This is a genomic window from Massilia sp. CFBP 13721 (assembly GCF_014842025.1).
Lineage (GTDB): Bacteria > Pseudomonadota > Gammaproteobacteria > Burkholderiales > Burkholderiaceae_D > Telluria.
Map to the genome: position 1 here is coordinate 77547 of NZ_JACYUY010000001.1, position 26396 is coordinate 103942.

The 26396-nt window shown below is 65.4% G+C and carries 24 protein-coding genes and 1 pseudogene; 18 read left to right on the forward strand and 7 right to left on the reverse strand.

The features are described from left to right. Window positions 1-2: 2 nt before the first annotated feature. Both IFT60_RS00345 and hppD read left to right on the forward strand, forming a co-directional pair. Window positions 3-716, forward strand: coding sequence for an SCO family protein (locus IFT60_RS00345; protein WP_192048278.1), 714 nt, complete (start codon window positions 3-5; stop codon window positions 714-716). A gap of 263 nt (window positions 717-979) precedes the next feature. After that, window positions 980-2068 (forward strand): 4-hydroxyphenylpyruvate dioxygenase, encoded by a 1089-nt coding sequence (gene hppD, locus IFT60_RS00350; RefSeq protein WP_192048280.1) that lies wholly within the window; start codon window positions 980-982, stop codon window positions 2066-2068. 351 nt (window positions 2069-2419) lie between these two features. Here the strand turns inward: hppD and IFT60_RS00355 are convergent, their stop codons facing one another. Continuing rightward, window positions 2420-3055, reverse strand: a complete 636-nt coding sequence (locus tag IFT60_RS00355) for a hemerythrin domain-containing protein (RefSeq protein WP_192048282.1) — start codon at window positions 3053-3055, stop codon at window positions 2420-2422. Window positions 3056-3489: 434 nt separating this feature from the next. Between IFT60_RS00355 and IFT60_RS00360 the strand changes: the two genes are divergently transcribed. From IFT60_RS00360 to IFT60_RS00370, 3 genes are all read left to right on the forward strand, one after another. After that, window positions 3490-4398, forward strand: coding sequence for a manganese catalase family protein (locus tag IFT60_RS00360; RefSeq protein WP_192048284.1), 909 nt, complete (start codon window positions 3490-3492; stop codon window positions 4396-4398). A gap of 142 nt (window positions 4399-4540) precedes the next feature. Next, window positions 4541-5449 (forward strand): ZIP family metal transporter, encoded by a 909-nt coding sequence (locus IFT60_RS00365; RefSeq protein WP_229510617.1) that lies wholly within the window; start codon window positions 4541-4543, stop codon window positions 5447-5449. Between the two features lie 172 nt (window positions 5450-5621). After that, window positions 5622-5825 (forward strand): Sec-independent protein translocase family protein, encoded by a 204-nt coding sequence (locus tag IFT60_RS00370; RefSeq protein ID WP_192048286.1) that lies wholly within the window; start codon window positions 5622-5624, stop codon window positions 5823-5825. A gap of 11 nt (window positions 5826-5836) precedes the next feature. Here IFT60_RS00370 and IFT60_RS00375 read toward each other — a convergent pair whose 3' ends face one another. Both IFT60_RS00375 and IFT60_RS00380 read right to left on the reverse strand, forming a co-directional pair. Further along, window positions 5837-6487: a dienelactone hydrolase family protein gene (locus IFT60_RS00375; RefSeq protein ID WP_192048287.1), complete on the reverse strand. Its 651-nt coding sequence runs from the start codon at window positions 6485-6487 to the stop codon at window positions 5837-5839. 138 nt (window positions 6488-6625) lie between these two features. Beyond that, entirely contained in the window at window positions 6626-7969 is a 1344-nt protein-coding gene (locus IFT60_RS00380) for an MFS transporter (RefSeq protein WP_192048289.1), read from the reverse strand. A 143-nt stretch (window positions 7970-8112) separates the two neighbouring features. Between IFT60_RS00380 and cyoA the strand changes: the two genes are divergently transcribed. Genes cyoA through IFT60_RS00415 form a run of 7 tightly spaced genes read left to right on the forward strand, consistent with a single transcriptional unit; the run spans window position 8113 to window position 14889 of the window. Further along, the gene (cyoA, locus tag IFT60_RS00385) at window positions 8113-9123 is read left to right on the forward strand and encodes a ubiquinol oxidase subunit II (RefSeq protein ID WP_192048291.1); all 1011 of its coding nucleotides are present in this window, start codon (window positions 8113-8115) and stop codon (window positions 9121-9123) included. Window positions 9124-9125: 2 nt separating this feature from the next. Then, window positions 9126-11129, forward strand: coding sequence for a cytochrome o ubiquinol oxidase subunit I (gene cyoB / locus IFT60_RS00390; protein WP_192048294.1), 2004 nt, complete (start codon window positions 9126-9128; stop codon window positions 11127-11129). Then, a complete protein-coding gene (gene cyoC, locus IFT60_RS00395; RefSeq protein WP_192048296.1) occupies window positions 11122-11766 on the forward strand; it encodes a cytochrome o ubiquinol oxidase subunit III in 645 nt (214 codons plus the stop codon). Before cyoB ends, cyoC begins: the two co-directional genes overlap by 8 nt. Next, a complete protein-coding gene (gene cyoD, locus IFT60_RS00400) occupies window positions 11763-12197 on the forward strand; it encodes a cytochrome o ubiquinol oxidase subunit IV (protein ID WP_192048298.1) in 435 nt (144 codons plus the stop codon). The genes cyoC and cyoD overlap by 4 nt, the downstream gene beginning before the upstream one ends. Then, the gene (locus tag IFT60_RS00405) at window positions 12194-13018 is read left to right on the forward strand and encodes an SURF1 family protein (protein ID WP_229510618.1); all 825 of its coding nucleotides are present in this window, start codon (window positions 12194-12196) and stop codon (window positions 13016-13018) included. Before cyoD ends, IFT60_RS00405 begins: the two co-directional genes overlap by 4 nt. 25 nt (window positions 13019-13043) lie before the next feature. Next, the gene (locus tag IFT60_RS00410; protein WP_229510619.1) at window positions 13044-14345 is read left to right on the forward strand and encodes an ATP-binding protein; all 1302 of its coding nucleotides are present in this window, start codon (window positions 13044-13046) and stop codon (window positions 14343-14345) included. After that, a complete protein-coding gene (locus tag IFT60_RS00415) occupies window positions 14338-14889 on the forward strand; it encodes a response regulator transcription factor (protein ID WP_192048302.1) in 552 nt (183 codons plus the stop codon). The genes IFT60_RS00410 and IFT60_RS00415 overlap by 8 nt, the downstream gene beginning before the upstream one ends. A gap of 244 nt (window positions 14890-15133) precedes the next feature. Here the strand turns inward: IFT60_RS00415 and IFT60_RS00420 are convergent, their stop codons facing one another. The 4 genes from IFT60_RS00420 to IFT60_RS00435 form a co-directional block, all read right to left on the reverse strand. Then, window positions 15134-16174 (reverse strand): DUF1176 domain-containing protein, encoded by a 1041-nt coding sequence (locus IFT60_RS00420; RefSeq protein WP_192048304.1) that lies wholly within the window; start codon window positions 16172-16174, stop codon window positions 15134-15136. A 33-nt stretch (window positions 16175-16207) separates the two neighbouring features. Continuing rightward, window positions 16208-16600, reverse strand: a complete 393-nt coding sequence (locus IFT60_RS00425) for a VOC family protein (RefSeq protein ID WP_192048305.1) — start codon at window positions 16598-16600, stop codon at window positions 16208-16210. A gap of 46 nt (window positions 16601-16646) precedes the next feature. Then, window positions 16647-17270 carry an exopolysaccharide biosynthesis protein gene (locus IFT60_RS00430; RefSeq protein ID WP_192048307.1) on the reverse strand — a complete coding sequence of 208 codons (624 nt, stop codon included), beginning with the start codon at window positions 17268-17270 and terminating at the stop codon, window positions 16647-16649. A 127-nt stretch (window positions 17271-17397) separates the two neighbouring features. After that, on the reverse strand, window positions 17398-17742 hold the full coding sequence (locus IFT60_RS00435; protein WP_192048309.1) for a DUF5710 domain-containing protein: 345 nt from the start codon (window positions 17740-17742) through the stop codon (window positions 17398-17400). Between the two features lie 459 nt (window positions 17743-18201). Here IFT60_RS00435 and IFT60_RS00440 point away from each other — a divergent pair. From IFT60_RS00440 to kdpD, 6 genes and pseudogenes are all read left to right on the forward strand, one after another. Then, window positions 18202-18943: pseudogene (locus IFT60_RS00440) on the forward strand (TorF family putative porin). Between the two features lie 116 nt (window positions 18944-19059). Beyond that, window positions 19060-19149: a potassium ABC transporter ATPase gene (locus IFT60_RS00445; RefSeq protein ID WP_192048311.1), complete on the forward strand. Its 90-nt coding sequence runs from the start codon at window positions 19060-19062 to the stop codon at window positions 19147-19149. Window positions 19150-19234: 85 nt separating this feature from the next. Next, window positions 19235-20983 carry a potassium-transporting ATPase subunit KdpA gene (gene kdpA, locus IFT60_RS00450; protein WP_192048313.1) on the forward strand — a complete coding sequence of 583 codons (1749 nt, stop codon included), beginning with the start codon at window positions 19235-19237 and terminating at the stop codon, window positions 20981-20983. 8 nt (window positions 20984-20991) lie between these two features. After that, window positions 20992-23097: a potassium-transporting ATPase subunit KdpB gene (gene kdpB / locus IFT60_RS00455; RefSeq protein ID WP_374000199.1), complete on the forward strand. Its 2106-nt coding sequence runs from the start codon at window positions 20992-20994 to the stop codon at window positions 23095-23097. Window positions 23098-23110: 13 nt separating this feature from the next. After that, window positions 23111-23686 carry a potassium-transporting ATPase subunit KdpC gene (gene kdpC, locus IFT60_RS00460; protein ID WP_192048315.1) on the forward strand — a complete coding sequence of 192 codons (576 nt, stop codon included), beginning with the start codon at window positions 23111-23113 and terminating at the stop codon, window positions 23684-23686. Window positions 23687-23706: 20 nt separating this feature from the next. Continuing rightward, complete coding sequence (gene kdpD, locus IFT60_RS00465) at window positions 23707-26388, forward strand: two-component system sensor histidine kinase KdpD (protein ID WP_192048317.1); 2682 nt, start codon at window positions 23707-23709, stop codon at window positions 26386-26388. Window positions 26389-26396 lie beyond the last annotated feature (8 nt).

The window sequence follows — 26396 nt, forward strand, 5'->3', positions numbered from 1 at the left end:
ACATGCTGCGCGCCGCCTCCCTGGCGCTGGCCATCTGCGCGAGCGGCGCTGCGGCCGGCGCAGCTGCGCTCGACATTTCCGGGCCAACGGCGGTTCCGGCGCTCGGTTTCGTGCCGCCCGCGCCGGGCAGCTACCGGCTCGAGCGCATCATGCGCGCGCCCGACGGCATCGTGCTGGACAGCGACGGCAGCGTGCACCGCCTGTCGGAGTTCACGACCGGCAAGGTCACGCTGTTCTCCTTCATTTACACCTATTGCACCGACGCCAAGGGCTGTCCGCTGGCCTACGCCACCCTGCACAGCCTGAAGCGCACGGTCGAGGGCACGCCCGCCTTGCACGGCAAGGTGCGCTTCGTCAGCATGAGCTTCGATCCGGAATTCGACACGCCGCTGGCGATGCGCAGCTATGGCGGCGCCGAGGCCCGCGCCAGGGGCGGCCTCGACTGGCGTTTCCTGACCACGCGCGGCGGCCGTGACCTGGCGCCGCTGCTCGACGGTTTCGGCCAGGATGTCTCGGTGGCCGCGGTCAAGCCGCCGGGCCAGCGCGCACCGGTGCTCAGCCACATGCTGAAGGTGTACCTGCTCGACGCCTCCGGCACGGTGCGCGAAATCTATTCGACCTCCTTCCTCCACCCGGCGGTGCTGATCAACGATATCCGCACGCTGCTGGCGGAGCGTGCCGGAGAACGGCCGCGCCAGCATACGGCGCGGCGTTAGCCCGCGTCGGCCGAGGCAGATTCCCGGCGATCCATGCCATATGGGCATGCCGATTCGACATCATTGCCTGAAACTGGCGCGCAACTGGCGTATCATTCCGCTCGTTGCACAGCCGCGCCGCCCAGGCAGGGGCGGCTGCGCATGTTCGGGCCAGGCGCCGCAGCGAGACGCGCGCCGGCCGCACGGTTCCGCCCGGCGCCGCTCACGAGGCGCGTGCCGGTTGGAGGAGATCACTGCATCACAAGAAAGACAAGGAAAACAAGATGGCTGACCTGTTTGAGAATCCAATGGGCCTGATGGGCTTTGAATTTGTCGAGTTCGCGTCGCCGACGCCGGGCGTGCTCGAGCCGATCTTCGAGAAGCTGGGCTTTACCAAGGTCGCGGTGCACCGCTCGAAGGACGTCGTGCTGTATCGCCAGGGCGAGATCAACTTCATCGTCAACAACGAGCCGAAGAGCTACGCGGCCTATTTCGCCGCCGAGCACGGCCCTTCGGCCTGCGGCATGGCCTTCCGCGTCAAGGATTCGCACGCCGCCTACAAGCGCGCGCTGGAACTGGGCGCGCAGGCGGTCGACATCCCGACCGGCCCGATGGAGTTGCGCCTGCCGGCGATCAAGGGTATCGGTGGCGCGCCGCTGTACCTGATCGACCGTTTCGAAGACGGCAAGTCGATCTATGACATCGATTTCGAGTTCATCGACGGCGTCGAGCGCCGCCCCGCCGGCCATGGCTTGAAGATCATCGACCACCTGACCCACAACGTCTATCGCGGGCGCATGGCCTTCTGGGCCGGCTTCTACGAAAAACTGTTCAATTTCCGTGAAATCCGTTACTTCGACATCAAGGGCGAGTACACCGGCCTGACCTCGAAGGCGATGACCGCGCCGGACGGCAAGATCCGGATTCCGCTGAACGAAGAGGGCAAGGCCGGCGGCGGCCAGATCGAGGAATTCCTGATGCAGTTCAATGGCGAAGGTATCCAGCACATCGCCTTGCTCACCGACGACCTGATCACCACCGTCGACGCCCTGCGCAACGCCGGCGTGCCGCTAATGAGCGCACCGCCGGAAACCTATTACGAGATGCTCGACGGCCGCATCCCCGGCCACGGCGAGAGCGCGACCGAACTGCAGGCGCGTGGTTTGCTGCTGGACGGGAACGTGGTCGACGGCAAGCCGCGCCTGCTGCTGCAGATCTTCGGCGAAGCGCAGCTGGGGCCGGTCTTCTTCGAATTTATCCAGCGCAAGGGCGACGACGGCTTCGGCGAAGGGAATTTCAAGGCGCTGTTCGAATCGATCGAGCGTGACCAGGTCAAGCGCGGGGCGATCGGGCAGACGGCCGAGGTAGCGTAAATAAAACCGAGGCGCCGGAATGACCAGCGCCTCGTAGAGGATGTGAAAAAAACGTCAGGGCAAGGCGCCGAGTCGAAGACAGTACGAGTGTACGGCGAGACGAGGCAACGCAGCCATGGCGATTTTTTCACATCCTCGTAGGGTGGGCCGGGCCACGAGAGGCACTTGTGCCCACGCGGTATGACAGTTGGCGATGACGCGACCGATCCGGCCCGCGTTGGCTGGCGATCTGTCGGACAGGTTTCGATCCTCGCGCGCACTACCGCGTGGACGGAGCGGTTCGCCGCCCGGTCCTCCCTACGTTAACGCGGCGTTTCGGATGGTTGAAACGTCGAGGTAAGTCCGCTTCCTTCAGCTCCCGTGCGGCGTCGAATTCGCGTTCGCCCAGGTCCCGGAGTTCGCAGGCTCGCCGCCCGGCTTCTTGACCAGCTTGGTCAGCGCGAACAGGGCGCTGGCGACGCCGACCACCACCGCCGTCGTGCTGCCCGAGAAACCGACGGCGTGGCTCTTGGCCAGCTTGCCGGCTTTCGGCGCGATCAATTCCATGCGGCGTTTGGTCATCTGCGAACCGAGTTCGGCCAGGCGTGCCTTGCTCATCAGCGTTTCCGCCTGCGGCAACAGCGTCGTTTCCTCGTCGGCCACGTGGTGGATCACGTCGCGCATCAGTTCCAGCAGGATCTTGTCGTGACGTGGATCGGAGGCGCTGGTGCGGCGCAGCTCGGCGATCAGGCGGCGCATGTCGTTATGCTCGGGCTCGGCCTTGTGGATGAACGGTTCGCCCTTGTCGAGCTGGCGCATCACCGGATAAAAGACTTCCTCTTCCAGCGTGGCGTGGATCTCGAGCGCCGTGCAGATGGTGTCGGCCAGCGCTTTCTTGACGCTTGGCGACTTGTCCTTGGTGTACTGGTGGAACGTCACCATCACGTGCGAGTGATCGAAGCGGATCATGTCGGTGATGGTCGGGCTCAATTGGTTCAGCGAAAACATGTTGGTGTCCCTCCGGGTTGACTAATAATTAAGATGCTAATTTGGCCAATGTGCGCACGGCGTAGGACCGTAGAGCAGCGTTTTGTCGGCCAAGGGCGCGTCCTCAGCGATATGAAATGCGCTTATATAGTGTGCAACGTTCTGGCGGGGTAAGGCGCCGGTTTGACTTGGCTGACTCAATGCACCCGGGTTATTTCGTAACCGACAGTAGTTTTTCCTGGTGGAGATCCAAGCCAGTCATTCCTATGAGAATTCTTTAATAGTTTGTCACCCTTGTCCTACATGAACACGGCGAGAGTGCTGATTACTTGATAACGCCTGGCTGCGATGATGAGTCCACGTTCGACTGACGGCGCAAAGCCGTGCAGCCGTTTTGAGATGGCGTCGCACGCTGTCGCGTGGACGCTTAGTTTTCATCTATCGGAGGAGTCGGAATGTTTGCACATAACAAACGCCTGCAATACACGGTCCGCGTCGCGGGACCGAACCCCGGCCTGGCCAACCTGATGCTCGAGCAGTTCGGCGGGCCACAGGGCGAGCTGGCTGCGGCCATGCGTTACTTTACCCAAGCTGTTGCCGAAGACGATCCAGGCCGCAAGGACATGCTGTACGACATCTCCACCGAGGAACTCAGCCACCTCGAGGTGATCGGCCACATCGTCGCCATGTTGAACAAGGGCGCCAAGGGCCAGTTGGCCGAAGCGGTCGACACCGAAGCCGAGATGTACCGCAAGATCACCGGCGCCGGCAACGACTCCCACATCACCCAGGTGCTGTACGGCGCCGGCGCACCGCTGACCAACTCGGCCGGCGTGCCCTGGACGGCGGCCTATATCGACTCGATCACCGAGCCGACGGCCGACCTGCGTTCGAACATCGCCGCCGAAGCGCGCGCCAAGATCGTCTACGAGCGCCTGATCGCGCTGACCGACGACCCGGGCGTGAAAGAAGCGCTGGGCTTCCTGATGACGCGTGAAGTGGCGCACCAGAAGTCCTTCGAAAAAGCCCTGTATTCGATGGAGTCGAATTTCCCGGCAGGCAAAATGCCGGTCGACCCACGCTTCTCCAGCGTCTACTTCAACATGTCCCAGGGTCCAGGCGAAATGCGCGGCCCGTGGAACCAGGGTCCGGGCTGGGACTTCGTCACCGACCGCGAGAAGCAGATGGCAGTCGATGGCGGCTCCGGCGAAGCCGAAGTCAAGCTGCCGGCCGACGACATCGAAGTGCTCAAGCAGATGCAGGCGCGCACCCTGTCCGATCCTTCCAAGGATCCGCAGACCGGCGCCGAGCTCGGCCTCGATCCGGCGACGCCAAAAGGCGCGTCGGCAGTGAGCAAGCCGTAATGTAAGGGCGGCGCGCGCGGGCAATGGGCTGCGTCGTTTCCGGTCTCGCCATGCGCGCGCCCTTGCCATCGCTGTTTTTGCTACCCTGCTAAGTAATAAACTTGCAGGGTAGTTCCGTTTCGGCGGACAGAAGGGATCGTGGATGGAATCCAGAACACAGAAATTGCGCTGGACCGGCGCGCTTATGCGCGCGCTGACGGTGCGCCGCGTCATTGGCCTGCTGATTTGTTCGGCGGGTTGCCTGTTATTGCTCGGCAGCCTGGTCGAGCAGCTCATCAATGCAAATCCGAAGATGCATTACGCCTTGCTGGGCGGCGCCACCGCGGCCGCGGCCACGGCGCTGGGCACTTTGCCGGTCCTGTTTTCACAGAATTTCTCGAAACGCACTTATGACGGTTTCCTCGGCTTCGGCGCCGGCGTGATGCTGGGCGCGACCGCGTTTTCGCTGGTGATTCCGGCGCTGGCCGCCGCCCGTTCCTCGGGCGCCGGGCCATGGGAAGCGAGCCTGCTGGCCGGGGCCGGCATCATGGCCGGCGCCGGCGCCATCCTCCTGATGAGCCGCGCGACGGCGCCGGCCCAGGTGCTGGTCAGCGACGTGCACGGCAACTCGCTGCGCCGCGCCTGGCTGTTCGTCACCGCGGTAGCGCTGCACAACCTGCCCGAAGGCATGGCGATCGGCGTGGCCTACGCCGGCATCGACGTCGAAAAAGCCCATACCCTCACGACCGGCATTTCGATCCAGGACGTGCCCGAAGGGCTGGTGGTGGCGCTGGCCTTGCGCACGGTCGGCTATAGCCGCCTGACCTCGGTCGGGCTGGGTGCCTTGTCCGGCCTGATCGAACCGATCGCCGCCGCGTTCGGCGTCGCGCTGATCGGCATCTCCGGCGGCCTGCTGCCGTTCGCCCTGGCCGCGGCCGGTGGCGCCATGCTGTTCGTGATCGTCAACGACGTCATTCCCGAGATGCGCGAGAACGGCAACGGGACCTCGGCGACGATCGCGCTCATATTCGGATTCATCCTGATGACGGTGCTGGATACGGCGCTGGCGTAAGCCGAGACAGGCATGTAGGGTGGGCAGTTCAGAGTGCCCACCCTACGCAGGCGTTCCGGGCGAGCGTCATGGGATCAGGAACGCAACAATTCGAGAGATTTCTGGCAGGCAAACTCGCTAGAATGGACGAGCGACTCGGCACGCATCGCTGCCGTCTTTCTCATTCATTCTCATGGGCTCCTTCAGCATCTGGCACTGGATCATCGTGCTCTTCGTTCTTGCAACGTCCATCGTCCCGGCCTGGCTCATCGTCAAGAAAGCCGGCTATGCCGGTCCACTGGCGCTGCTGACCTGGGTTCCGTTCCTGAACATCGTCTTCATCTGGATCTTTGCACTCAGCCACTGGCCCGTCATGAAAAAGGCCGAGCAGGCCTGAGCCGGGCGCGGCTACGGGCCACAATGCCGCACGAACCAGTCCGAGGCCATCTCCGCCACCTGTTCCAGCGCCCCCGCTTCCTCGAACAGGTGGCCCGCCCCCGGTACCACTTCCAGCGCTTTTTCACACTGCAGGCTCGCGAATGCCCGGCGGTTGAGCTCCAGCACCTCGGTATCCGCCCCTCCCACGATCAGCAGCGTTGGCGCCAGCACTTGCGCCAAGGCCGTGCCGGCGAGGTCTGGCCGGCCGCCGCGCGAAACGACGGCTGCAATGCCGCTGCCGCTGTCGGCGGCCACGCGCAGGGCCGCCGCCGCGCCGGTGCTGGCGCCGAACAGGCCCAGGGGCAGGGGTGCGCTCAGGGGTTCGGTGCCGAGCCAGCGCGCGGCGGCGTGCAGGCGCGCGGCCAGCACGTCGATGTCGAAGCGGTTGCGGTAGAGCGCGTCCTCGGCGGGCGTGAGCAGGTCGAGCAGCAGGGTGGCGACGCCGGCCTCGCGCAGCGCGGCCGCGACGGCCTGGTTGCGCGGACTGTGGCGGCTGCTGCCGCTGCCGTGCGCGAACAGGACGACGCCGATCGGGTCGGGCGGCAGTGCCAGCACGCCGGCCAGCGCTGTGCCAGCTGTGACCCCATCCGCAGCAATCTCGACGGGATATTCGCGCACCATATCAGCCTCCTTCGCAGCCTCCGTCCAATTCGGCTTGGACCGCCGCCACAAAAGAAAAATCCGGCCAGGCGCGGGGCCTGGCCGGATCGTGGGAATGCAGGCTGCGCCGCCGAAGAGGGCGGCGCAATCAAGACATCATCAGTCGCGAATTTCCAGCTTGCGGTTCAGGCTCAGTGCCGCCAGCGAGCCGACCGCGCCCGACAGCAGGTAGAGGCTGACGTAGCCGAGGCCGAAGTTGGCCGACAGGCCGAGCGCGACCAGCGGGGCGAAGGCGGCGCCGACCAGCCATGCCAGGTCGCTCGTCAGGGCCGCGCCGGTGTAGCGGAAGCGCGATTCGAAGTTCGAGGTCACGGCGCCGGCGGCTTGGCCGTAGGACAGGCCGAGCAGGGCGAAGCCGATCAGGATGAAGGCGTTCTGGCCAGCTTCGCCGCCGTCGATCAGCATCGGCACGAAGGCCGAGAAGATCGCGATCAGGGCGGCCAGGGTGCCGAGCGTGGTGCGGCGGCCGACCTTGTCGGCCACCAGGCCGGAAATCAGGATGCAGACTGCGGCGACGGCGGCGCCCCACATCTGCACGTACAGGAAGCCGCTGATCGGACGGGTGTCGTAGAGCTGCATCCACGACAGCGGGAACACGGTCACCAGGTGGAACAGGGCGTAGCTAGCCAGGGCGGCGAGGGCGCCGATGACGATGTTGGCGCCTTGCTTGCTTGCCAGTTCGCCGACCGGCGCCGGGTCGAGTTCATGGGCGTCGAGCAGGCGCGAATATTCGGTGGTCGAGACCAGGCGCAGGCGCGCGAACAGGGCGACGACGTTGATCGCAAAAGCGACGAAGAACGGGAAGCGCCAGCCCCAGACCAGGAAGTCGTCGGTCGACACGTTGTCCAGCAGGTAGGCAAACAGGCCGGCGGCGATCAGGAATCCTAACGGTGCGCTCAATTGCCCGAGCATCGCATACCATCCGCGCTTGTGCTCGGGCGCGTTCAGGGCCAGCAGCGACGGCAGGCCATCCCAGGAACCGCCTTGCGCCACGCCCTGGGCGATGCGCATCAGGGCCAGCAGGACGATCGCGGCGGTGCCGATCCGGTCATAGGTGGGCAGGAAGGCGATCACGACGGTGGCGGTGCCGAGCAGGAACAGGGCAATGGTCAGCTTGACTTCCCGGGAGAAGCGTTCCTGGATCTTCATGAAGACGATCGTGCCGATCGGGCGCGCGATGAATGCGAACGAAAAAATGACAAACGAGTAGAGTGTGCCTTCCAGCCGGTCCGCCCACGGGAAAAAGATCGCGGGGAAGACCAGCACCGAGGCGATTGCGTAGACAAAGAAGTCGAAATATTCGGAGGCGCGCCCAATGACAACGCCAACGGCAATTTCGCTCGGGGAGATGTGGTCGTCCCGGGCATTGATGTTGCGGGCCCCGCTATGCGGGGCGGTAACGGGAGCGGCTCCTGCGCCGCCGTAGGAATTCGTGCTAGCCATATTCTTAGTCTCCAGGTAAGTGCGCAGCCTTCAAGGTAGTCCCCTGGCCTGGGCAAGGGTGGGACAAAACGTCCAATGTGCAACGAAGGCCGATGGCATTACAGTAGCATGTTCTCATTCCCATGTAACGTTAGATACCTAGCATGATTCCTAAAATTGTCCGACCCGGACTGTCGTTACTCCTGCTTGCGGTGCTGTCCGGCTGCAACACGGTGGTAATGAACCCCTCCGGTGATATCGCCAAGCAGCAGGCCGACCTGGTTACGGTCTCGGTCCTGTTAATGTTAATCATCATCGTGCCGGTCATGGTCCTGACCGTGTTCTTCGCCTGGAAGTACCGCAAGGGCGCCAACGCCCGGTACGAGCCGGACTGGGATCACTCGACCAAGCTCGAACTGGTCATCTGGGGCGCGCCCCTGCTGATCATCATCGCGCTGGGCCTGATCACCTGGATCAGCACCCACAAGCTCGACCCGTATCGTCCCCTCGACCGCATCGACCAGCACCGTCCGATCGCGGCCGGCACCAAGGTCCTCGAAGTGCAGGTCGTCTCGCTCGACTGGAAGTGGCTGTTCATCTATCCGGAGCAGGGCATCGCGACGGTGAACGAACTGGTCACCCCGATCGACACCCCGATCCGCTTCAAGCTGACCTCGTCGACCGTGATGAATGCGTTCTACATCCCGACCCTGGCCGGCATGATCTACACGATGCCGGGCATGGAGACGACCCTGAACGCGGTGCTGAACAAGGCCGGCGACTTCAAGGGCCAGTCGTCGAACTTCAGCGGCGACGGTTTCTCGCACATGAAGTTCGCCTACCGCGGCACCAGCCAGGCCGATTTCGACGCCTGGGTCGGCAAGGTCAAGGCCAGCGGCAACACGCTCGGCCGCAACGACTACCTGACCCTCGAAAAGCCGTCGGAAAAAGAGCCGGTGCGCCATTACGGCACCGTCCAGCCAAACCTGTTCATGACGGTCGTGAACCGCTGCGTGGCCGAAGGCGCCGTCTGCATGAACCACCAGATGGCCATGGACGCCAAGCGCGTGCGTAACGACATCGCCCTCAAGCAGTTGCCGCAAGACGGCAAGCGCCAGGTCGCCGATGCCACGACCGAAGTATGCGAAACCCCTACTAATTCTGTGAAGAAGTAACCATGCAAGACTCATTTGACTTGACGAAGCTTATCTTCGGACGGCTCAGCTGGGACGCGATTCCGTTCCACGAGCCGATCCTGCTCGCTACCTTCGCAGGCGTGCTTGTCGGCGGTGCGGCCCTTATCGGCCTGATCTCCTACTTCCGCCTGTGGGGCACCCTGTGGCGCGACTGGATCACCAGTATCGACCACAAGAAAATCGGCATCATGTACATGATCCTGGGCCTCGTGATGTTCCTGCGCGGCTTCGCCGACGCACTCATGATGCGCGCCCAGCAGGCGATCTCGTTCGGCGAGAATGCCGGCTTCCTGCCGCCGCACCACTACGACCAGGTCTTCACCGCCCACGGCGTGATCATGATCTTCTTCGTGGCGATGCCATTCGTAACGGGTTTAATGAACTATGTCGTGCCGCTGCAGATCGGCGCGCGCGACGTGGCCTTCCCGTTCCTGAACAACTTCTCGTTCTGGATGACGACCATGGGCGCCGTGCTGGTCATGGCCTCGCTGTTCGTCGGTGAATTCGCACGTACCGGGTGGCTGGCCTTCCCGCCGCTGTCGGGCATCCTGGCCAGTCCGGGTGTCGGCGTCGACTATTACATATGGTCGTTGCAGATTGCGGGTGTCGGTACATTGCTGTCAGGGGTCAACCTGATCGTCACCATCGTCAAGATGCGCGCGCCGGGCATGGACCTGATGAAGATGCCTGTCTTCACCTGGACCTCGCTCTGCACCAACATCCTGATCGTCATGTCGTTCCCGATCCTGACCGCCACCCTGGCGATGCTGGGCATGGACCGCCTGTTCGACACCAACTTCTTCACGAACGACAAGGGCGGCAACGCCATGCTGTACGTGAACCTGATCTGGATCTGGGGCCACCCCGAGGTGTACATCCTGATCCTGCCGGCCTTCGGCATCTTCTCGGAAGTCGTCTCGACCTTCTGCAACAAGCGTCTGTTCGGCTATACCTCGATGGTGTATGCGACCGTCGTGATCATGGTGTTGTCGTACCTGGTCTGGCTGCACCACTTCTTCACCATGGGTTCGGGTGCGAGCGTCAACGCGTTCTTCGGCATTACCACGATGATCATCTCGATCCCGACCGGGGCCAAGATCTTCAACTGGCTGTTCACGATGTACCGCGGCCGTATCCGCTTCGAACTACCGATGATGTGGACCGTCTCGTTCATGCTGACCTTCACCATCGGCGGCATGACCGGCGTGATGCTGGCGATTCCCGCGGCCGACTTCGTGCTGCACAACTCGCTGTTCCTGATCGCCCACTTCCACAACGTCATTATCGGCGGCGTGCTGTTCGGTCTGTTTGCGGGCTTCAACTACTGGTTCCCGAAGATGTTCGGCTTCAAGCTGAACAAGTTCTGGGGCGTGATCTCGTTCTGGCTGTGGTCGATCGGTTTCTGGGTCGCCTTCCTGCCGGGCTACATCTTGGGCTTCATGGGCGTGACCCGTCGTTCGAGCCACTTCGAAGACCCTGAAATGCAGTGGCTGTTCGTGATCTCGTTCATCGGCACCCTGATGATCGCCGGCGGTATCGCGGCCCTCCTGATGCAGATCTTCGTTTCCTGGCGCGACCGCAAGAAGAACGTCGACGTCACCGGCGACCCATGGGATGGCCGTACGCTGGAGTGGGCGACCTCGTCGCCACCGCCCGACTACAACTTCGCGTTCACGCCGGTCGTGTACGACAACGACACCTTCGCCGACATGAAGAAGAATGGCTGGACCCGTCCGCTGAAGGACTACGTCGCGATCCACATGCCGAAGAACACCTGGGCTGGATTCGTGGTCTCGGCGCTGTCGATGGTGGTCGGTTTCGCGATCATCTGGCACATGTGGCTGCTGACGGGACTCGCCTTCGTGGCGACGATCGTTGCCGTCATCGTCCATACGTTCAACTACAAGCGTGACTATTACATCCCGGCGGAAGAAGTGACCCGTACCGAGAACGCACGCACTAAATTGCTGGAAGCCCATGTCTGAAATTAACGCAACCCTGAACGCTCACCCCGGCGCCCCCGGGGCCGACGCCGGCTCGCGCTACCACGTGCGCGAGCATCATCCGGAACACGGCACCATGCTGGGTTTCTGGATTTACCTGATGAGCGACTGCCTGATCTTCGCCAGCCTGTTCGCGACCTGGGCTGTCCTCGGTCGCAACTACGCCGGCGGTCCGTCCGGCGCCGAACTGTTCGACCTCAAGCTGGTGGCCATCAACACGGCCTTCCTGCTGGTGTCGTCGATCACCTTCGGCTTCGCGATGATCTCGGCGCAGGCCAAGAATCTGGGCAAGGCCCAGCTCTGGCTGGCCATCACCGGTGTCCTCGGCGCCTGCTTCCTGGCGCTGGAACTGTACGAGTTCTACCACCTGATCCATGAAGGCGCCGGCCCGTCGCGCAGCGCCTTCCTGACCGCGTTCTTCTCGCTGGTCGGCACCCACGGCCTGCACGTGCTGTTCGGTATCGTCTGGCTGGTCACGCTGATGTTCCAGCTGGCAAAGCACGGTCTGTCGGTCGAGAACCTGCGCCGCATGGCTTGCCTGTCGATGTTCTGGCACTTCCTGGACGTGGTCTGGGTCTTCGTCTTCACCTTTGTTTACCTGATGGGAGTGCTGCCATGAGCAACGGCCACCACAACCACGGCCACGACGCCCATCACGCCCACGATGCGCTCCATGGCCACAGCCATGGCGACGAGCCGGGCGTGCATTACAGCCTGAAGGATTACACGATCGGCTTCGTGCTGGCCGTGATCCTGACGGTGATCCCGTTCTGGCTGGTCATGGGCAACGTGATCGAACCGGAGATGACGCGCTTCGTCATCATGGGCTTCGCCGGCGTGCAGGTTGTCGTCCACATGATCTATTTCCTGCACATGAACTCGAAGTCCGAGGGCGGCTGGAATATGATGGCGCTGATCCTCACCATCGTCCTGCTGGGTATCATCCTGGCCGGTTCGATCTGGGTCATGTACCACATGAACGCCAACATGATGCCTGGCATGGGCGACGCAGCCGGCATGACCGGCCACGGCCCCCACGACATGCAATGATGGACCGGCACGATCCGGCGCATGCGCTTGATTCCGGTGTGAAGCGGCCACGCAGTGTGGTACGCATCGTCCTGGCGATCATCGGCTTGCTCCTGATCGTGCTGTTCGCGGGGCTGGGGACCTGGCAGGTGCAACGCCTGCAATGGAAACTGGCCCTGATCGAACGTGTCGAATCGCGCGTCAGCGCAGATCCGGTGGCGCCGCCTCCCGCGGCGCGCTGGTCTTCAATCTCCAAAGAATCCGACGAATACCGGCACGTACGCCTGGCCGGACACTTCCTCTACGAATTTTCCACGCCGGTGCAAGCCGTGTCCGAACTAGGCGCCGGCTACTGGCTGGTCACGCCGCTATGCACGCCTGACGGCAGCATCGTCCTCGTCAACCGCGGTTTCATCCCGGCCGCCGATGCGCGCGGGCGCTATCCGGCGCGGCGCGCCGACGGCAATCCCTGCGCCGCTGTCGAGGATGCCCCGCACAGCTTCACCGCCTTGCTGCGCATCGCCGAACCAGGCGGCGGCTTCCTGCGCGACAACGATCCGGCCGGCAACCGCTGGTTCTCGCGCGACGTCGCCGGCATCGCCGCCGCGCGCGGTTTATCCAATGTCGCACCTTATTTCGTCGATGCGCGGCGCGGGCAGGATCCCGCCGGCGCCCCTGAACACCCGGTCGGCGGCCTGACTGTCATTTCCTTTCAAAACAATCACCTCGTGTATGCGATCACTTGGTATGCTCTTGCTTTGATGGTGCTCGGCGCGTGGTGGTATGTCGCACGCTCGGGTTCGAACAGGGAAACCGGCAGGAACGATGGCAGTAAAGCTTGATCTACTCACAAAAATAACACCGTCGATGGCTTCGGCGCTCGAGGCCACCGTCGAATACGCGGCCGGCCACAAGAACATGCTGCAGCTGATCGAGCTGCGCTGGATCGCCGTCATCGGCCAGGTCACCACGATCGCCGCGGCGATCCTCATCTTCGACATCAACCTGCCGCTGGTGCACATGCTGCAGGTGCTGGCCTGCCTGATCGCATTCAACATCGCCAGCCACCTGCGCTGGCACGAACGGCGCCCGGTCGCCAACAGCGAACTGTTCATGGCGCTGCTGGTCGACGTCGCCACCCTCACGGTCCAGCTCTACCTGTCCGGCGGCACCACCAACCCATTCGCCTTCCTCTACCTGCTGCAAATTATCATCTCGGCCGTGCTGCTGGAAGCCTGGTCGACCTGGACCATCGTCGCCATCACCCTGGTTTGCCTGGCCTTGCTGGCCGTGTTCGCGCAGCCGCTGGCGCTGCCGTTCGACCATGCGCGCGGCATCGCCAGCCTGTACGTTCAGGGCATGCTGCTGTGCTTTGCGATCAATGCGGCGCTGCTGGTGATCTTCATCACCCGCATCAGCGCCACCTTGCGCGCCAAGGCGGCGCAGCTGGCCGACCTGCGCCAGCGCGCCGCCGAGGAAGACCACATCGTGCGTATGGGCCTGCTTGCTTCCGGCGCCGCCCACGAACTGGGCACGCCGCTGGCGACGCTGTCCGTCATCCTCGGCGACTGGAAGCGCATGCCGGCCTTCCGCGACAGCCCGGATTTGCTGGAAGAAATCGGCGAGATGCAGACCCAGCTGAAACGCTGCAAGTCGATCGTCAGCGGCATCCTGCTCTCGGCCGGCAGCGCGCGCGGCGAGTCGGCCGTGCGCACGACCATCCACACCTTCCTCGACGGCCTGGCCGAGGAATGGGAAGACAGCCGCAAGGCCGGCGTATTCGACTACGAGAACCGGATCACCGACGACATCCCGGTCGCTTTCGATTCGGCCCTGAAGCAGACCATCGACAATTTGCTCGACAACGCGCTGGAAGCCTCGCCCGAGTGGGTCGGACTCGAAGCGAGCGTCGAGGACGGCACCCTGCGCCTGGAAGTGCTTGATCGCGGCCCCGGCTTCGCCCCCGGCATGCTGGCCCAGTTCGGCAAGCCCTACCAGTCGACCAAGAGCCGGCCCGGCGCCGGCGTCGGCCTGTTCCTGGTGGTGAACGTGGCGCGCACGCTGGGCGGCAGCGTCGTGGCGCGCAACCGTGAAGAGGGTGGGGCGGCGGTGACGCTGACGATTCCGCTGGCGTCGATCGCACTGAGCGGGGAGGCCGAGCATGGCTGATCTCGTGCCGGAAGACGCGCCGCTGCTGCTGATCGTCGAAGACGACGAAGCCTTTGCGCGCACCCTGGGCCGCTCCTTCGAGCGGCGCGGCTACCGCGTGCTGCATGCGCCCGGCTACGAAGAAGCGGCCAAGGTGCTGGAAGACAGCGATCCCGGCTACGCCGTGGTCGACCTGAAACTGAAGGGCAATTCCTCGGGCCTGAACTGCGTGCAGCTACTGCACGCGCACGACCCCGAGATGCTGATCGTGGTGCTGACCGGCTTCGCCAGCATCGGCACCGCGGTCGAGGCGATCAAGCTCGGCGCCTGCCAGTACCTGGCCAAGCCGTCGAACACGGACGACATCGAGGCCGCCTTCGGCCACGTGGCCGGCAATGCCGACATCGAGGTCACCAACCGCTCGACCTCGATCAAGACGCTGGAATGGGAACACATCCATGCGGTGCTGGCCGAGACCGATTTCAATATCTCGGAAGCGGCAAGGCGGTTGGGGATGCACCGGAGGACGCTGGCGAGGAAGCTGGAGAAACAACGGGTGAAATAGGACTTGGGCGGAATGCTCAGACCCGTACAGGGTCATCGAGGCCAATGGCCTCGATGACGGATTCACCGGGCGGCTATACCTCTTCGTTTTCCGGACCAATTACATGTGCGCCGCCCACGCGTTCAACCAGCCGATGAATTGTCCCGAGGTTTCAGAGTGTGGCTGAACGCGTGGGCGGCGCCCAGGCAGCAGGCAGGCAAGGAGCCGGGTCCAGCCGCCCACCTTACGTGTCTACCTTGATCCTTTAGCGCTGGACCTTGCTCACCAGCGTCGGCAAGGTCCAGGCGCCGCCGGCGGCGATGCCGCGGCACATGCCGGTGGTGGCTTCCAGGGTTTGGACGAAGCGCCGGCCATCCCATACCCACTCGCCGATCGAGCCGCAATCGCCCACACCGCGGCCACGGTGCGACGCGCTGATGCTGCCCTTGTCGTAGCCGGTCCCCATCTGGGTGACAAAGCTTACTACGAACGGCGGCTTGCGACTCGCGACCCAGTATCCGCTACCCTCGTTGTAGGCGCCGCGCCAGCACACGGTGGAGACCAGCATCCGGTCCGCCGACAATGGGGCATAGACGAGCGGGTTCTTGCCGGAGGCGGCGTCCGCCAGGAGTTCGCATTCGTCGCCTGTCACCGTCTTGCGCAGGCTCGCCAGCAGCAGGCGCTGTCCGTCCTTGGCGGGCGGCGGCAGGGCGCCTCGCGGGACCGCGGCTGCCACCACGTTGGGCGCCGCCAGGGCCGGCAGGGCCGCAGCATCGGCCTTTGGCCCTTTGCGGATGGCTGCGCCCATGGTGCCGAGCCGTCCCTGGAACTCGTCCATCTTGAGCAGCACCGCAGCCGCACCGGCGCCGGACAGGGCCCAGCGGCGGCGCCCGGCGCGCCATTCGACCCGGCCGCTGCCAGCCACCGCACGCACCAGTGCCTGCGTCTGCGCAGGCGACAGGGCGCCGAACGATTCGTCACCCGACAAGGCAATGCTGCCGAGTGAACGGCCATCGATGGCCATCGCCAGCGCCGCCGGCGCGGCAGCATTCTCGTCGTCGCCCAGACGCACTTTTGCGACGATGGCCTGGCCGGGGCCTGCCCGGCGTTCGAGCAAGACCGAAACCGGCGCGTCTTCCTGTGCCTCGGGATGATAGCCGGCCGCGCGGCAGGTACGGGTGTTGTCGCAGACCAGTTCCCAGTCGCGGTGTTCGAAGCGCAGCGGCTTCGCGTCAGCAGCGCCCGCTGGGCAGGTATGGGCGGCGGCGCAGAAGGCGGCCGCCATAATCAGGCGGGATGGTTTCACGATCATCTCCTGGCCGGTGGCCGCCGTCCGGTTTTACTTTGGACGATACAGCGCGCACAGTTTGTTGCCGTCCGGGTCGCGCACGTAGGCCAGGTGCAGCGCGCCCATGGCGCCTTCGCGCAGGCCTGGTGGATTCTCGATCGAGGCGCCGCCGTGGGCGACGGCGGTGTCGTGGAATTGCTGCACCTGTTCCGGCGAGCCGCACTTGAAGCCGATCGTGCCGCCGTTGGCGCAGGTGGCCGCTTCGCCGTTGATCGGCTCGCTCACGCAAAAGCTGCTGCCGTCGTGGCGGTAGAACAGGCGGGTGTGGCCGGTGGCGGACACGTTGCGGAACGGCTCGCCGGCGCCGAGCAGGCCGAGCACGGCGTCGTAGAACTGTTTCGAGCGTTCGATGTCGTTGGTGCCGACCATGATGTGACTGAACATGCTGTGTCTCCTCTTGTTGTGAATGTTATTGGCTCAAACGCGTGGTTCAGGCCGTGATGCGCTGGAACACTTCGCGCGCCGCCAGCCCGCCGCCGCCGATCAGCAGGGCGAAATAGACGATGGTCGCGACGTTGCTGATGTGTCCCAGCAGCACGCAGACGCCGTCGCGCTGCAGCAGGCCGATGGCGAAGAACAGCAGCGCCACCGCCGGGAAGGTATTGCTGAAGGGGATCAGGCCGAAGGGCATCATCAGCAGTACCGCGCCCAGGATCAGCGACAGGTTGTTCATGTGCGTCGCCGCGCCGTCGGCCACCAGCCAGCCGATGCGGTCGGGGCGGCTGACGCGCTCGATCTTTTGCAGCCAGGGCAGGGCCTTGCGCAGCAGCGGGCGCAGCTTCTTGGTGGCGATGACGCGGTGCTCGATCCTGGCCGGAATCCACAGGTCGCGCCGGAACAGGCGCGCCAGCCCGATCAAGAGGATGGCGGCGCCAAAAACGGTCGACACGCCCGGGATCGAGACCGGGATCAGGAACACCAGCGTGAGCAGGGCGGTCAGCAGCAGCAAGCCGTCGTCGCCGACGCGGTGCACCAGTTCGGCGAGCGTGATGCCGGTGCGCGGCAGGGAGCGGACCAGCGAACGCAGGCGCTGGGAGATGGTGTCACTGTGCATCTTGTCCTTGGAGATGTTGGGTTGATCGTGCGCGCGGGCCATCGGCTCGTTTGCGCCGGCCGCTAGTATAAGGCCGGGCACGGCTGAAAAGATGCGGTTCAGTAAAACGTGTGGCCGGCGCGACGCTTTACAGCCCGGCCAACAGCTTGCGCACCGCCTGGTGCGCTTCCAGCCAGCCGCTCTCGATCAGTTTCGGCCGGCATTCGGCGCATTCCTCGAACGGGTTGCAGGCGTGCGCCAGTTCGACGTACTTCGATCCGATCACCGGCTTGGCGCCGTGGGCGTCGCGCGAGGACGACGCCTTGGCGGCCAGCCCATCGAGTTTCTCCGCGCCGCCGGCGGCGATCCAGCGCGCGAACGGTTCGCTGTCCTTGCCGTCGGGGACGTACCAGCACTTGCGGGTCGGGTTCCAGCGCGCGCCCAGGGCCTTGGCTTCGTCTTTTTCGGCGTAGGGGACCTTCAGGAGGATCATGCGGGTTCTTTCGATGTAACAGGGGCAGGGCTCGGTATTGTAAGGGATGTGCGCAGGAGCGGGAATGGTGGGCAAGTGACGGCAGCGTATGCGCAACGGCGATCGTAGGGTGGACTCCGTCCACGCGTGACGGTGGGTCAGCCAGTCGCCAATGCGGCAGTGGGCTGGTCGGCGTTTTCGCGTGGACGGAGCGGTTCGCCGCCCGGTCCACCCTACGAGGATGTGAAAAAATCGCCATGGCTGCGTTGCCTCGTCTCGCCGTACCCTCGTGCTGTCTTCGACTCGGCGCCGGGCGGCCGTATCCCTTGCCCTGACGTTTTTTTCACACCCTCTACGCGCGCGGTGAAGGTGAATGCGCCGTTTTTTACGCGGCGTTTACATGTTGAAGTGCAATTTTTAGAAAGTCTTTACGGGCCGCTTGCTACGCTTCTTTCGTCACGAAGCCACCGAAAGACCCCCATGAAATCCGCATTTCTTGCCGCCGCCATGACGGCGACCTTCGCCTCCAGCGCCGCCGAAGCCCAGGCGCCGACCGATCTTACCTTCAACGCCGCCCTCACCAGCGACTACCGCTACCGAGCCATTTCCCAGACGCGTTTGCAGCCGGCGCTGCAGGGCGGCGCCGATCTCGTTCACAACGCGACCGGGCTGTATGCCGGCGCCTGGGCCTCCACCATCAAATGGACCGAGGACGCCGGCGGCGATGGCGGCGTCGAGATCGACCTGTACGCCGGCAAGCGCGGCGAACTGGCGCCAAGCCTCGGCTTCGACCTCGGTGTACTGCGCTATGCCTATCCGTCGAACGACCTGGGCCGCGTGCCCGGCTTCGTCGACGCCAATACCACCGAAGTCTACGCACAACTGTCCTGGGGTGCGGCGCTGCTCAAGTATTCGCATGCGGTCACGAACCTGTTCGGCTGTCGCCGACAGCCAGGGCAGCGGCTACCTCGACCTGGCCGCCAACCTGCCGGCTGCGCAAGGCCTGGTCGTCAACCTGCACGCCGGGCGCCAGCGCATCGCGCACAACGGCGCGGCCAGCTATACCGACTGGAAGCTCGGCGTCACCAGGGACTTCGGGGTGGCCAGCGCCGCGCTCGCCTACGTCGGCACGAATGCGCGCAAGAGCGCCTATGCCTCGCCGGCCAACGGCAAGTTCCTAGGCAAATCGGCGCTGGTCCTGACCGTCAGCAAGACTTTCTGAGGGTGAAACGCCGCATTTTTACGGTTTGTTTACTCCGGCCGCGCCAGTCTTTATGAAATTTTTACGAGGCAGGCGATACGCTTGGCCTATCGACAACAAGCGTTCAAGAGGAATCAATGGACATCATCTATATCGGCGCGCTCGCCGCGTTCTTTGCATTGAGCTGGGCCTTTGCGGCCGGCTGCGACCGCCTGGGAGGCAAGTAATGGAAACCTGGCATATCGGCGCCGCGGTCGCTATCGGCCTGCTGGCCTACCTGGTGCGTGCACTGGTGAAAGCGGAGGAGCTGTGATGACACTGCATTCGGTGGCGCTGCTGGGCGCCTTCCTGGCGGTGCTGTTCGCGCTCGCCTGGCCGCTGGGCCTGGTGCTGGCGCGGGTCGGGAGCGGTGGCGCCGTGCCCGGCCTGGGCTGGCTGGGCGGCGTCGAACGACTGCTCTACCGGGCTGGCGGCGTGTCGCCCGAGGCTGGCATGGGCTGGAAGGCCTACGCAATCGCCTTGCTCGTCTTTAACGGCATCGGTGCGCTGTTCGTCTACGCGCTGCAGCGGGTGCAAGCCTGGCTGCCGCTCAATCCGCAGGCGCTGCCCAACGTCGGCCCGGATTCGGCCTTCAACACCGCGGTCAGCTTTGTCGCCAACACCAACTGGCAGGGCTACAGCGGCGAGCAGACGATGAGCTACCTGACGCAAATGATGGCGCTCACCGGCCAGAACTTCTTTTCGGCCGCCACCGGCGTCGCCGTCGCCTTTGCCTTGATGCGCGCCTTCGGTGCGCGTTCGGTCCGGACCATCGGCAATTTCTGGGTCGACCTGACCCGCTCCACGCTGTACGTGCTGCTGCCGCTGTCGCTGCTGGTCGCCGCCATCCTGATGGGCCAGGGCGTGATCCAGAATGTCGATCCTTACCAGAAAGTGCGGCTGATCGAGCCGGTGACGGCGGGAGGCGTGACGGCCACCACCCAGACGATTGCCATGGGCCCGGTCGCCTCGCAGGAAGCGATCAAGATGCTCGGCACCAACGGCGGCGGCTTCTTCAATGCCAACTCGGCGCACCCTTTCGAAAATCCGACGCCGCTGTCGAACTTCGTCGAGATGCTGTCGATCTTCCTGATCCCCGCCGGCTTGTGCTTCGCCTTTGGCCGCATGGTCGGCGACCGGCGCCAGGGCCTGGCGCTGCTGGCCGCGATGACCGTGCTGTTCGTCGGCGCCACGCTGGCGCTGGTGGCGGCCGAGCAGTCGATCCATCCGCAACTGGCGGCGCTCGGCGTCGACCAGGCCGCCGGCGCGCTCCAATCCGGCGGCAACATGGAAGGCAAGGAGACGCGCTTCGGCATCGCCGCCTCCGCTTTGTTCGCCGCCGTGACCACCGCCGCCTCCTGCGGCGCGGTGAACGCCATGCACGACTCGTTCACGCCGCTCGGCGGCGCCGTGCCGCTGCTGCTGATGCAGCTCGGCGAAGTGGTGTTCGGCGGCGTCGGCTCGGGCCTGTACGGCATGCTGGTGTTCGCCATCCTGGCCGTGTTCATCGCCGGCCTGATGATCGGGCGTACGCCGGAATACCTGGGCAAGAAGATCGGGGCCTACGAGATGAAGATGAGCTCGATCGTGATCCTGGCCACGCCACTGCTGGTGCTGGGCGGCACCGCGGTTGCGGTCATGCTCGACGCCGGCCGCGCCGGCATCGCCAATCCCGGCGCGCACGGCTTTTCCGAGATCCTGTACGCCTTCAGCTCGGCCGCCAACAACAACGGCAGCGCCTTTGCCGGCCTGTCCGCCAACACGCCGTTCTACAACACCATGCTGGCGATCGCCATGTGGTTCGGGCGCTTCGCCGTGATCGTGCCGGTGCTGGCCATCGCCGGCGCCCTGGCCGCCAAGCCGCGGCTCGACGCCAATCCCGGCACCATGCCGACCCATGGGCCGATTTTTGTGGGCTTGCTGGTCGGGACCGTGCTGCTGGTCGGGGTGCTGAACTACGTGCCCGCGCTGGCCCTGGGGCCGGTGGTCGAACACCTGCAGCTCCATACACAATCGCATTGACGGAGTCCATGATGTCCCAAGTAACGACGCTGCCGCCGGCAGCTACACCGCGCAAAACGCTGACCCTGTTCGACGCCAGCCTGGTCTGGCCCGCGCTCGTCGACGCCTTCAAGAAGCTCGACCCGCGCACGCAGCTGCGCAGCCCGGTCATGTTCGTGGTCTATGTCGGCAGCATCCTGACGACCTTCCTGTACTGCCAGTCGCTGGGCGCGCCGACCGATGACACGTCGTCCGGCTTCATCCTGGCCATCTGCGCCTGGCTCTGGTTCACGGTGCTGTTCGCGAACTTCGCCGAAGCGCTGGCCGAAGGCCGCAGCAAGGCGCAGGCGGCGTCGCTGCGCGGCCTGAAGGGGACCGTGACGGCGAAGAAGCTGGCGGCGCCGAAGCATGGCGCCGCCTGGCTGGCGCTGCCGGGCACCGAGCTGCGCAAAGGCGACACCATCCTGGTCGACGCCGGCGACGTGATCCCGATCGACGGCGAAGTGATCGAAGGCGTGGCCTCGGTCGACGAGAGCGCGATTACCGGCGAATCGGCGCCGGTGATCCGCGAGTCGGGCGGCGATTTTTCCAGCGTCACCGGCGGCACGCGGATGCTGTCGGACTGGCTGGTGGTGCGCGTCTCGGTCAATCCGGGCGAGACCTTCCTCGACCGCATGATCGCGATGGTCGAAGGCGCCAGGCGCCAGAAGACGCCGAACGAGATCGCGCTGACGATCCTGCTGGTGGCCCTGACCATCGTGTTCCTGGTCGTCACCGTGACGCTGCTGCCGTTCTCGCTGTTCAGCGTGGCGGCAGCGGGAAGTGGAACACCCGTGAGCGCGACCGTGCTGGTTGCGCTGCTGGTCTGCCTGATCCCGACCACCATCGGCGCCTTGCTGTCCTCGATCGGCGTGGCCGGCATGAGCCGCATGATGGGTGCAAATGTGATCGCCACCTCGGGCCGCGCGGTGGAGGCGGCGGGCGACGTCGACGTCCTGCTGCTCGATAAGACCGGCACCATCACGCTCGGCAACCGCCAGGCCGCCGGCTTCTTCCCGGCGCCCGGCGTGACGGAGCAGCAGCTGGCCGACGTCGCGCAACTGGCTTCGCTGGCGGACGAAACGCCGGAAGGGCGCTCGATCGTGGTGCTGGCCAGGCAGAAGTTCGGTATCCGTGAACGCGAGGCGGCTTCCCTGCAGGCCGTGTTCATCCCATTCAGCGCGAATACGCGCATGAGCGGCATCGATCTTGGCAAGCACCAGGTGCGCAAGGGCGCGGCCGAATCGGTGCGCCGCCATATCGAAAGCCTGGGCGCAGCCTGGCCGGCGGCGCTGGCGCGCAGCGTCGACGAGGTGGCGCGCCGTGGCAGCACGCCGCTGGTGGTGGCCGATGGCGAGCGCGCGATGGGCGTGGTGGAGCTGAAGGACATCGTCAAGGGCGGCATCCGCGAACGCTTCGCCGAACTGCGCCGCATGGGCATCAAGACCGTCATGATCACCGGCGACAACAAGCTGACCGCGGCGGCGATCGCGGCCGAAGCGGGCGTCGACGATTTCCTGGCCGAGGCCACGCCCGAAGACAAACTGAAACTGATCCGCGACTACCAGGCGCAGGGCCGCCTGGTGGCCATGACCGGCGACGGCACCAACGACGCGCCGGCGCTGGCCCAGGCCGACGTCGCGGTGGCCATGAACTCGGGCACGCAAGCTGCCAAGGAAGCCGGCAACATGGTCGACCTCGATTCGAATCCGACCAAGCTGCTCGAGATCGTCGAGATCGGCAAGCAGATGCTGATGACGCGCGGTGCGCTCACCACCTTCTCGATCGCCAACGACATCGCCAAGTATTTCGCGATCATTCCGGCGGCCTTCGTCGGCACCTATCCGGCGCTGGAAGCGTTGAACGTCATGCGCCTGGCCAGTCCCGACACGGCCATCATGTCGGCGGTCATCTTCAACGCCCTGATCATCATCGTGCTGATTCCGCTGGCGCTCAAGGGCGTGCGCTACCGTGCCATCGGCGCCGCTGCGCTCCTGCGCAGGAATCTCCTCGTCTACGGCGTAGGCGGTATCATCCTGCCTTTCGCCGGCATCAAATTGATCGACATGGTCTTGTCGGTCCTGAACCTGGTTTAATTGGGAGCACATCATGAAAACTACTCTGCGTCCCGCCCTGGTGCTGTTCGGCGCGCTCACGCTGGTCGTCGGCGTTTTTTACCCCGTGCTGGTGACCGGCATGGGCGAGGCCGCCTTTGCCGACGCGGCAAGCGGCAGCCTGATCGTCATCGACGGCCAGCCGGCCGGCTCGCGCCTGATCGGCCAGTCCTTCACGTCGCCCGGCTACTTCTGGGGCCGGCCATCGGCCACGGCACCGGTGCCCAACAACGCCGCCGATAGCGGCGGCTCGAACCTGGGGCCGCTCAATCCGGCCCTGGTCGATGCTGTCAAAGCGCGGATCGCTGCCCTGCGCGCGGCCGATCCGGGCAATACGGCGCCGGTGCCGGTCGACCTGGTGACCGCCTCGGCCAGCGGCCTCGATCCCGAGATCAGCGTCGCCGCCGCGCGTTACCAGGCCGGCAGAGTGGCTGCGGCGCGGGCCTTGCCGCGCGCGCAGGTCGACGCGCTCGTCGCGCAGCATACCGTCGGGCGCACGCTGGGCGTGTTCGGCGAACCGCGCGTGAACGTGCTGGCGCTGAACCTCGCGCTCGACCAGACGGTCCGCTGATTTTCAAGACAAAGGATCCGATGGTACCGAACGACGGCCAGCGTCCCGACCCGGATGCATTGCTGGCGCAACTGCACAGCCAGCAGCGCAAGGATGCGCGCGGGCGCCTGCGCATCTATTTCGGCGCATCGGCTGGGGTCGGCAAGACCTGGGCCATGCTGGCCGCAGCGCGCAAACTGCAGGCAGAGGGCAGGGCGCCGCTGGTGGGCGTGGTCGAGACCCACGGCCGGCTGGACACCGCCGCCATGCTCGACGGGCTCGAGGTGCTGCCCCGTAAAAGCTTCGCGCACCGCGGCCATGCGCTGGCCGAATTCGATCTCGATGCCACGCTGGCGCGGCGCCCGGCGCTGGTACTGGTCGACGAACTGGCGCACTCGAACGCACCCGGCGCGCGCCACCCGAAGCGCTGGCAAGACGTCGAGGAACTGCTCGCCGCCGGCATCGACGTCTTCACGACCGTCAACGTCCAGCACCTCGACAGCCTGAACGACGTGGTCGGCGGCATTACCGGCATCCGCGTCGCCGAAACCGTGCCCGACTCCGTGTTCGACGCGGCCGACGAGGTGGTGCTGGTCGACCTGCCGGCCGACGAACTGCTGGCGCGCCTGAAAAGCGGCAAGGTGTATGGCGCTGGCCAGGCCGAACGCGCCGCGCAGCATTTTTTCCGCAAGGGGAACCTGATCGCGCTGCGCGAACTGGCCCTGCGCCGCACCGCCGACCGCATCGAAGACGACGTGCGCGCCTGGCGCGTCGAACAGTCGATCGACACGGTCTGGAAAACCGGCGGCGCCTTGCTGGCCTGCGTCGGCCCGCGTCCGGGCGCCGAACACGTGGTGCGCAGCACCGCGCGCCTGGCCGGCCAGCTCGGCGTCGACTGGCACGCGGTGTACGTCGAGACGCCGGCGCTGGCGCGCCTGCCGGCGGCGCGGCGCGAGCAGATCTTGCTGGCATTGCGGCTGGCGGCCGAACTGGGCGCGGCGACGGCGGTGCTGGCCGGTGGAGACATCGGCGCGGCGATCGTCGACTATGCGCGCGAACACAACCTGTCGAAGATCGTCATGGCGCGCGGCCACCGCACCTGGCCATGGCGCACGCCGCACGCGCGCCGTATCGCCGCGCTGGCGCCGGATGTCGACGTGATCGAGGCCGGCGCCGCTACGCATGTGGCGCCTGCGGCTCCCGCGCAGGACACGCCCCGGGCGCGCAAAGGCTGGCTGTCGTACGCCATCGCCGCAGCCGCCAGCCTGGGCGTGGCGCTGCTGGCGACGCCACTCGCTCCCTATCTCGACCAGGCCAACATCGCCATGCTGTTCTTGCTGGTGGTCGTGCTGGTGGCCGTGCGCCTCGGCCGGCGCGCGGCGGTGGTGGCGACCTGCATCGGCGTCGCCTGTTTCGACTTCTTCTTCGTGGCGCCGCGCTTCTCGCTGGCCGTCTCGGATTTGCAGTATTTGATTACCTTCGGCGTCATGCTGGCCGTCGGCCTGGTCATCGGCCATCTCACCGCGGGCCTGCGCTTCCAGGCCCGTGTCGCGGCGCACCGCGAACGGCGCTCGCGCGCCCTCTACGAATTCGCGCGCGAACTCTCGGGGGCGCTGCAGGTCGAGCAGGTAATCGAGACCACCCGCGATTTCCTGGGACGCACCTTCCGCGCCCGCGCAGTGTTGTTGGTGCCGGATGCCGACGGCCGCCTCGTGTCGCCGGAGCCCGAGGACGGCACCGCCGCGCCCGACCCGGGCGTGGCCCAGTGGGCCTTCGACCATGCGCAGGCGGCCGGCCTCGGCACTGGCACCTTGCCTGCCAGTGCCTTTTTCTACCTGCCGCTGGTGGCGCCGATGCGTACGCGCGGCGTGCTGGCGATCGTGCCCGAGCAGCAGCGCTGGATCCTGATCCCGGAACAGCGCCAGCAGCTCGATACCTTTGCCGCGCTGGCCGCGATCGCCCTCGAGCGCGTGCATTACATCGAGGTCGCGCAGGGCGCACTGGTGAGCATGGAGACCGAGCGTTTGCGTAACGACTTGCTGGCTGCGCTCTCGCACGACCTGCGCACGCCGCTGACCCTGCTGGTCGGCCTGTCGGAATCGCTGGCGCGCGCGCAACCCGCGCTGGCGCCGGCGCAGCTGGACATGGCGCAGGGCCTGCATGGAGAAGCCCTGCGCATGAGCGCGCTGGTAACGAACCTGCTCGACATGGCGCGCCTGCAGAGCGGACAGGTTACACTCAGGCGCGAGTGGCAGGCGCTGGAAGAAGCCGTCGGCACGGCCCTGCGCCTGAGCGCCGCGCAGCTGGCCGGCCATGTGGTCACGACCAGCATCCCGGCCGATTTTCCGCTGCTGCGCTTCGACGCGGTGCTGTTCGAGCGCGTGCTGTGCAACCTGCTGGAAAACGCGGCCAAGCACACGCCGCCGGGTTCGCGCATCGAAATCCGCGCCGCCCTACATGGCGCCGCAGCTACCCTGATAGTGGCCGACGACGGGCCGGGTGTGGCGCCGGGGCGCGAAGAAGCGATGTTCGAGAAGTTCACGCGCGGCGAACGCGAAACGGCGCGCGGCGGCGTCGGACTGGGCCTAGCGATCTGCCGCGCCATCGTCGAGGCGCACGGCGGCAGCATCGCCTGTACCCGCTCCGACATGGGCGGTGCCGCTTTCGTGATCGCCTTGCCGCTGGGACAGCCGCCGCAGGCCGGCCCGGAAATGGATATTTGAATGAAGGT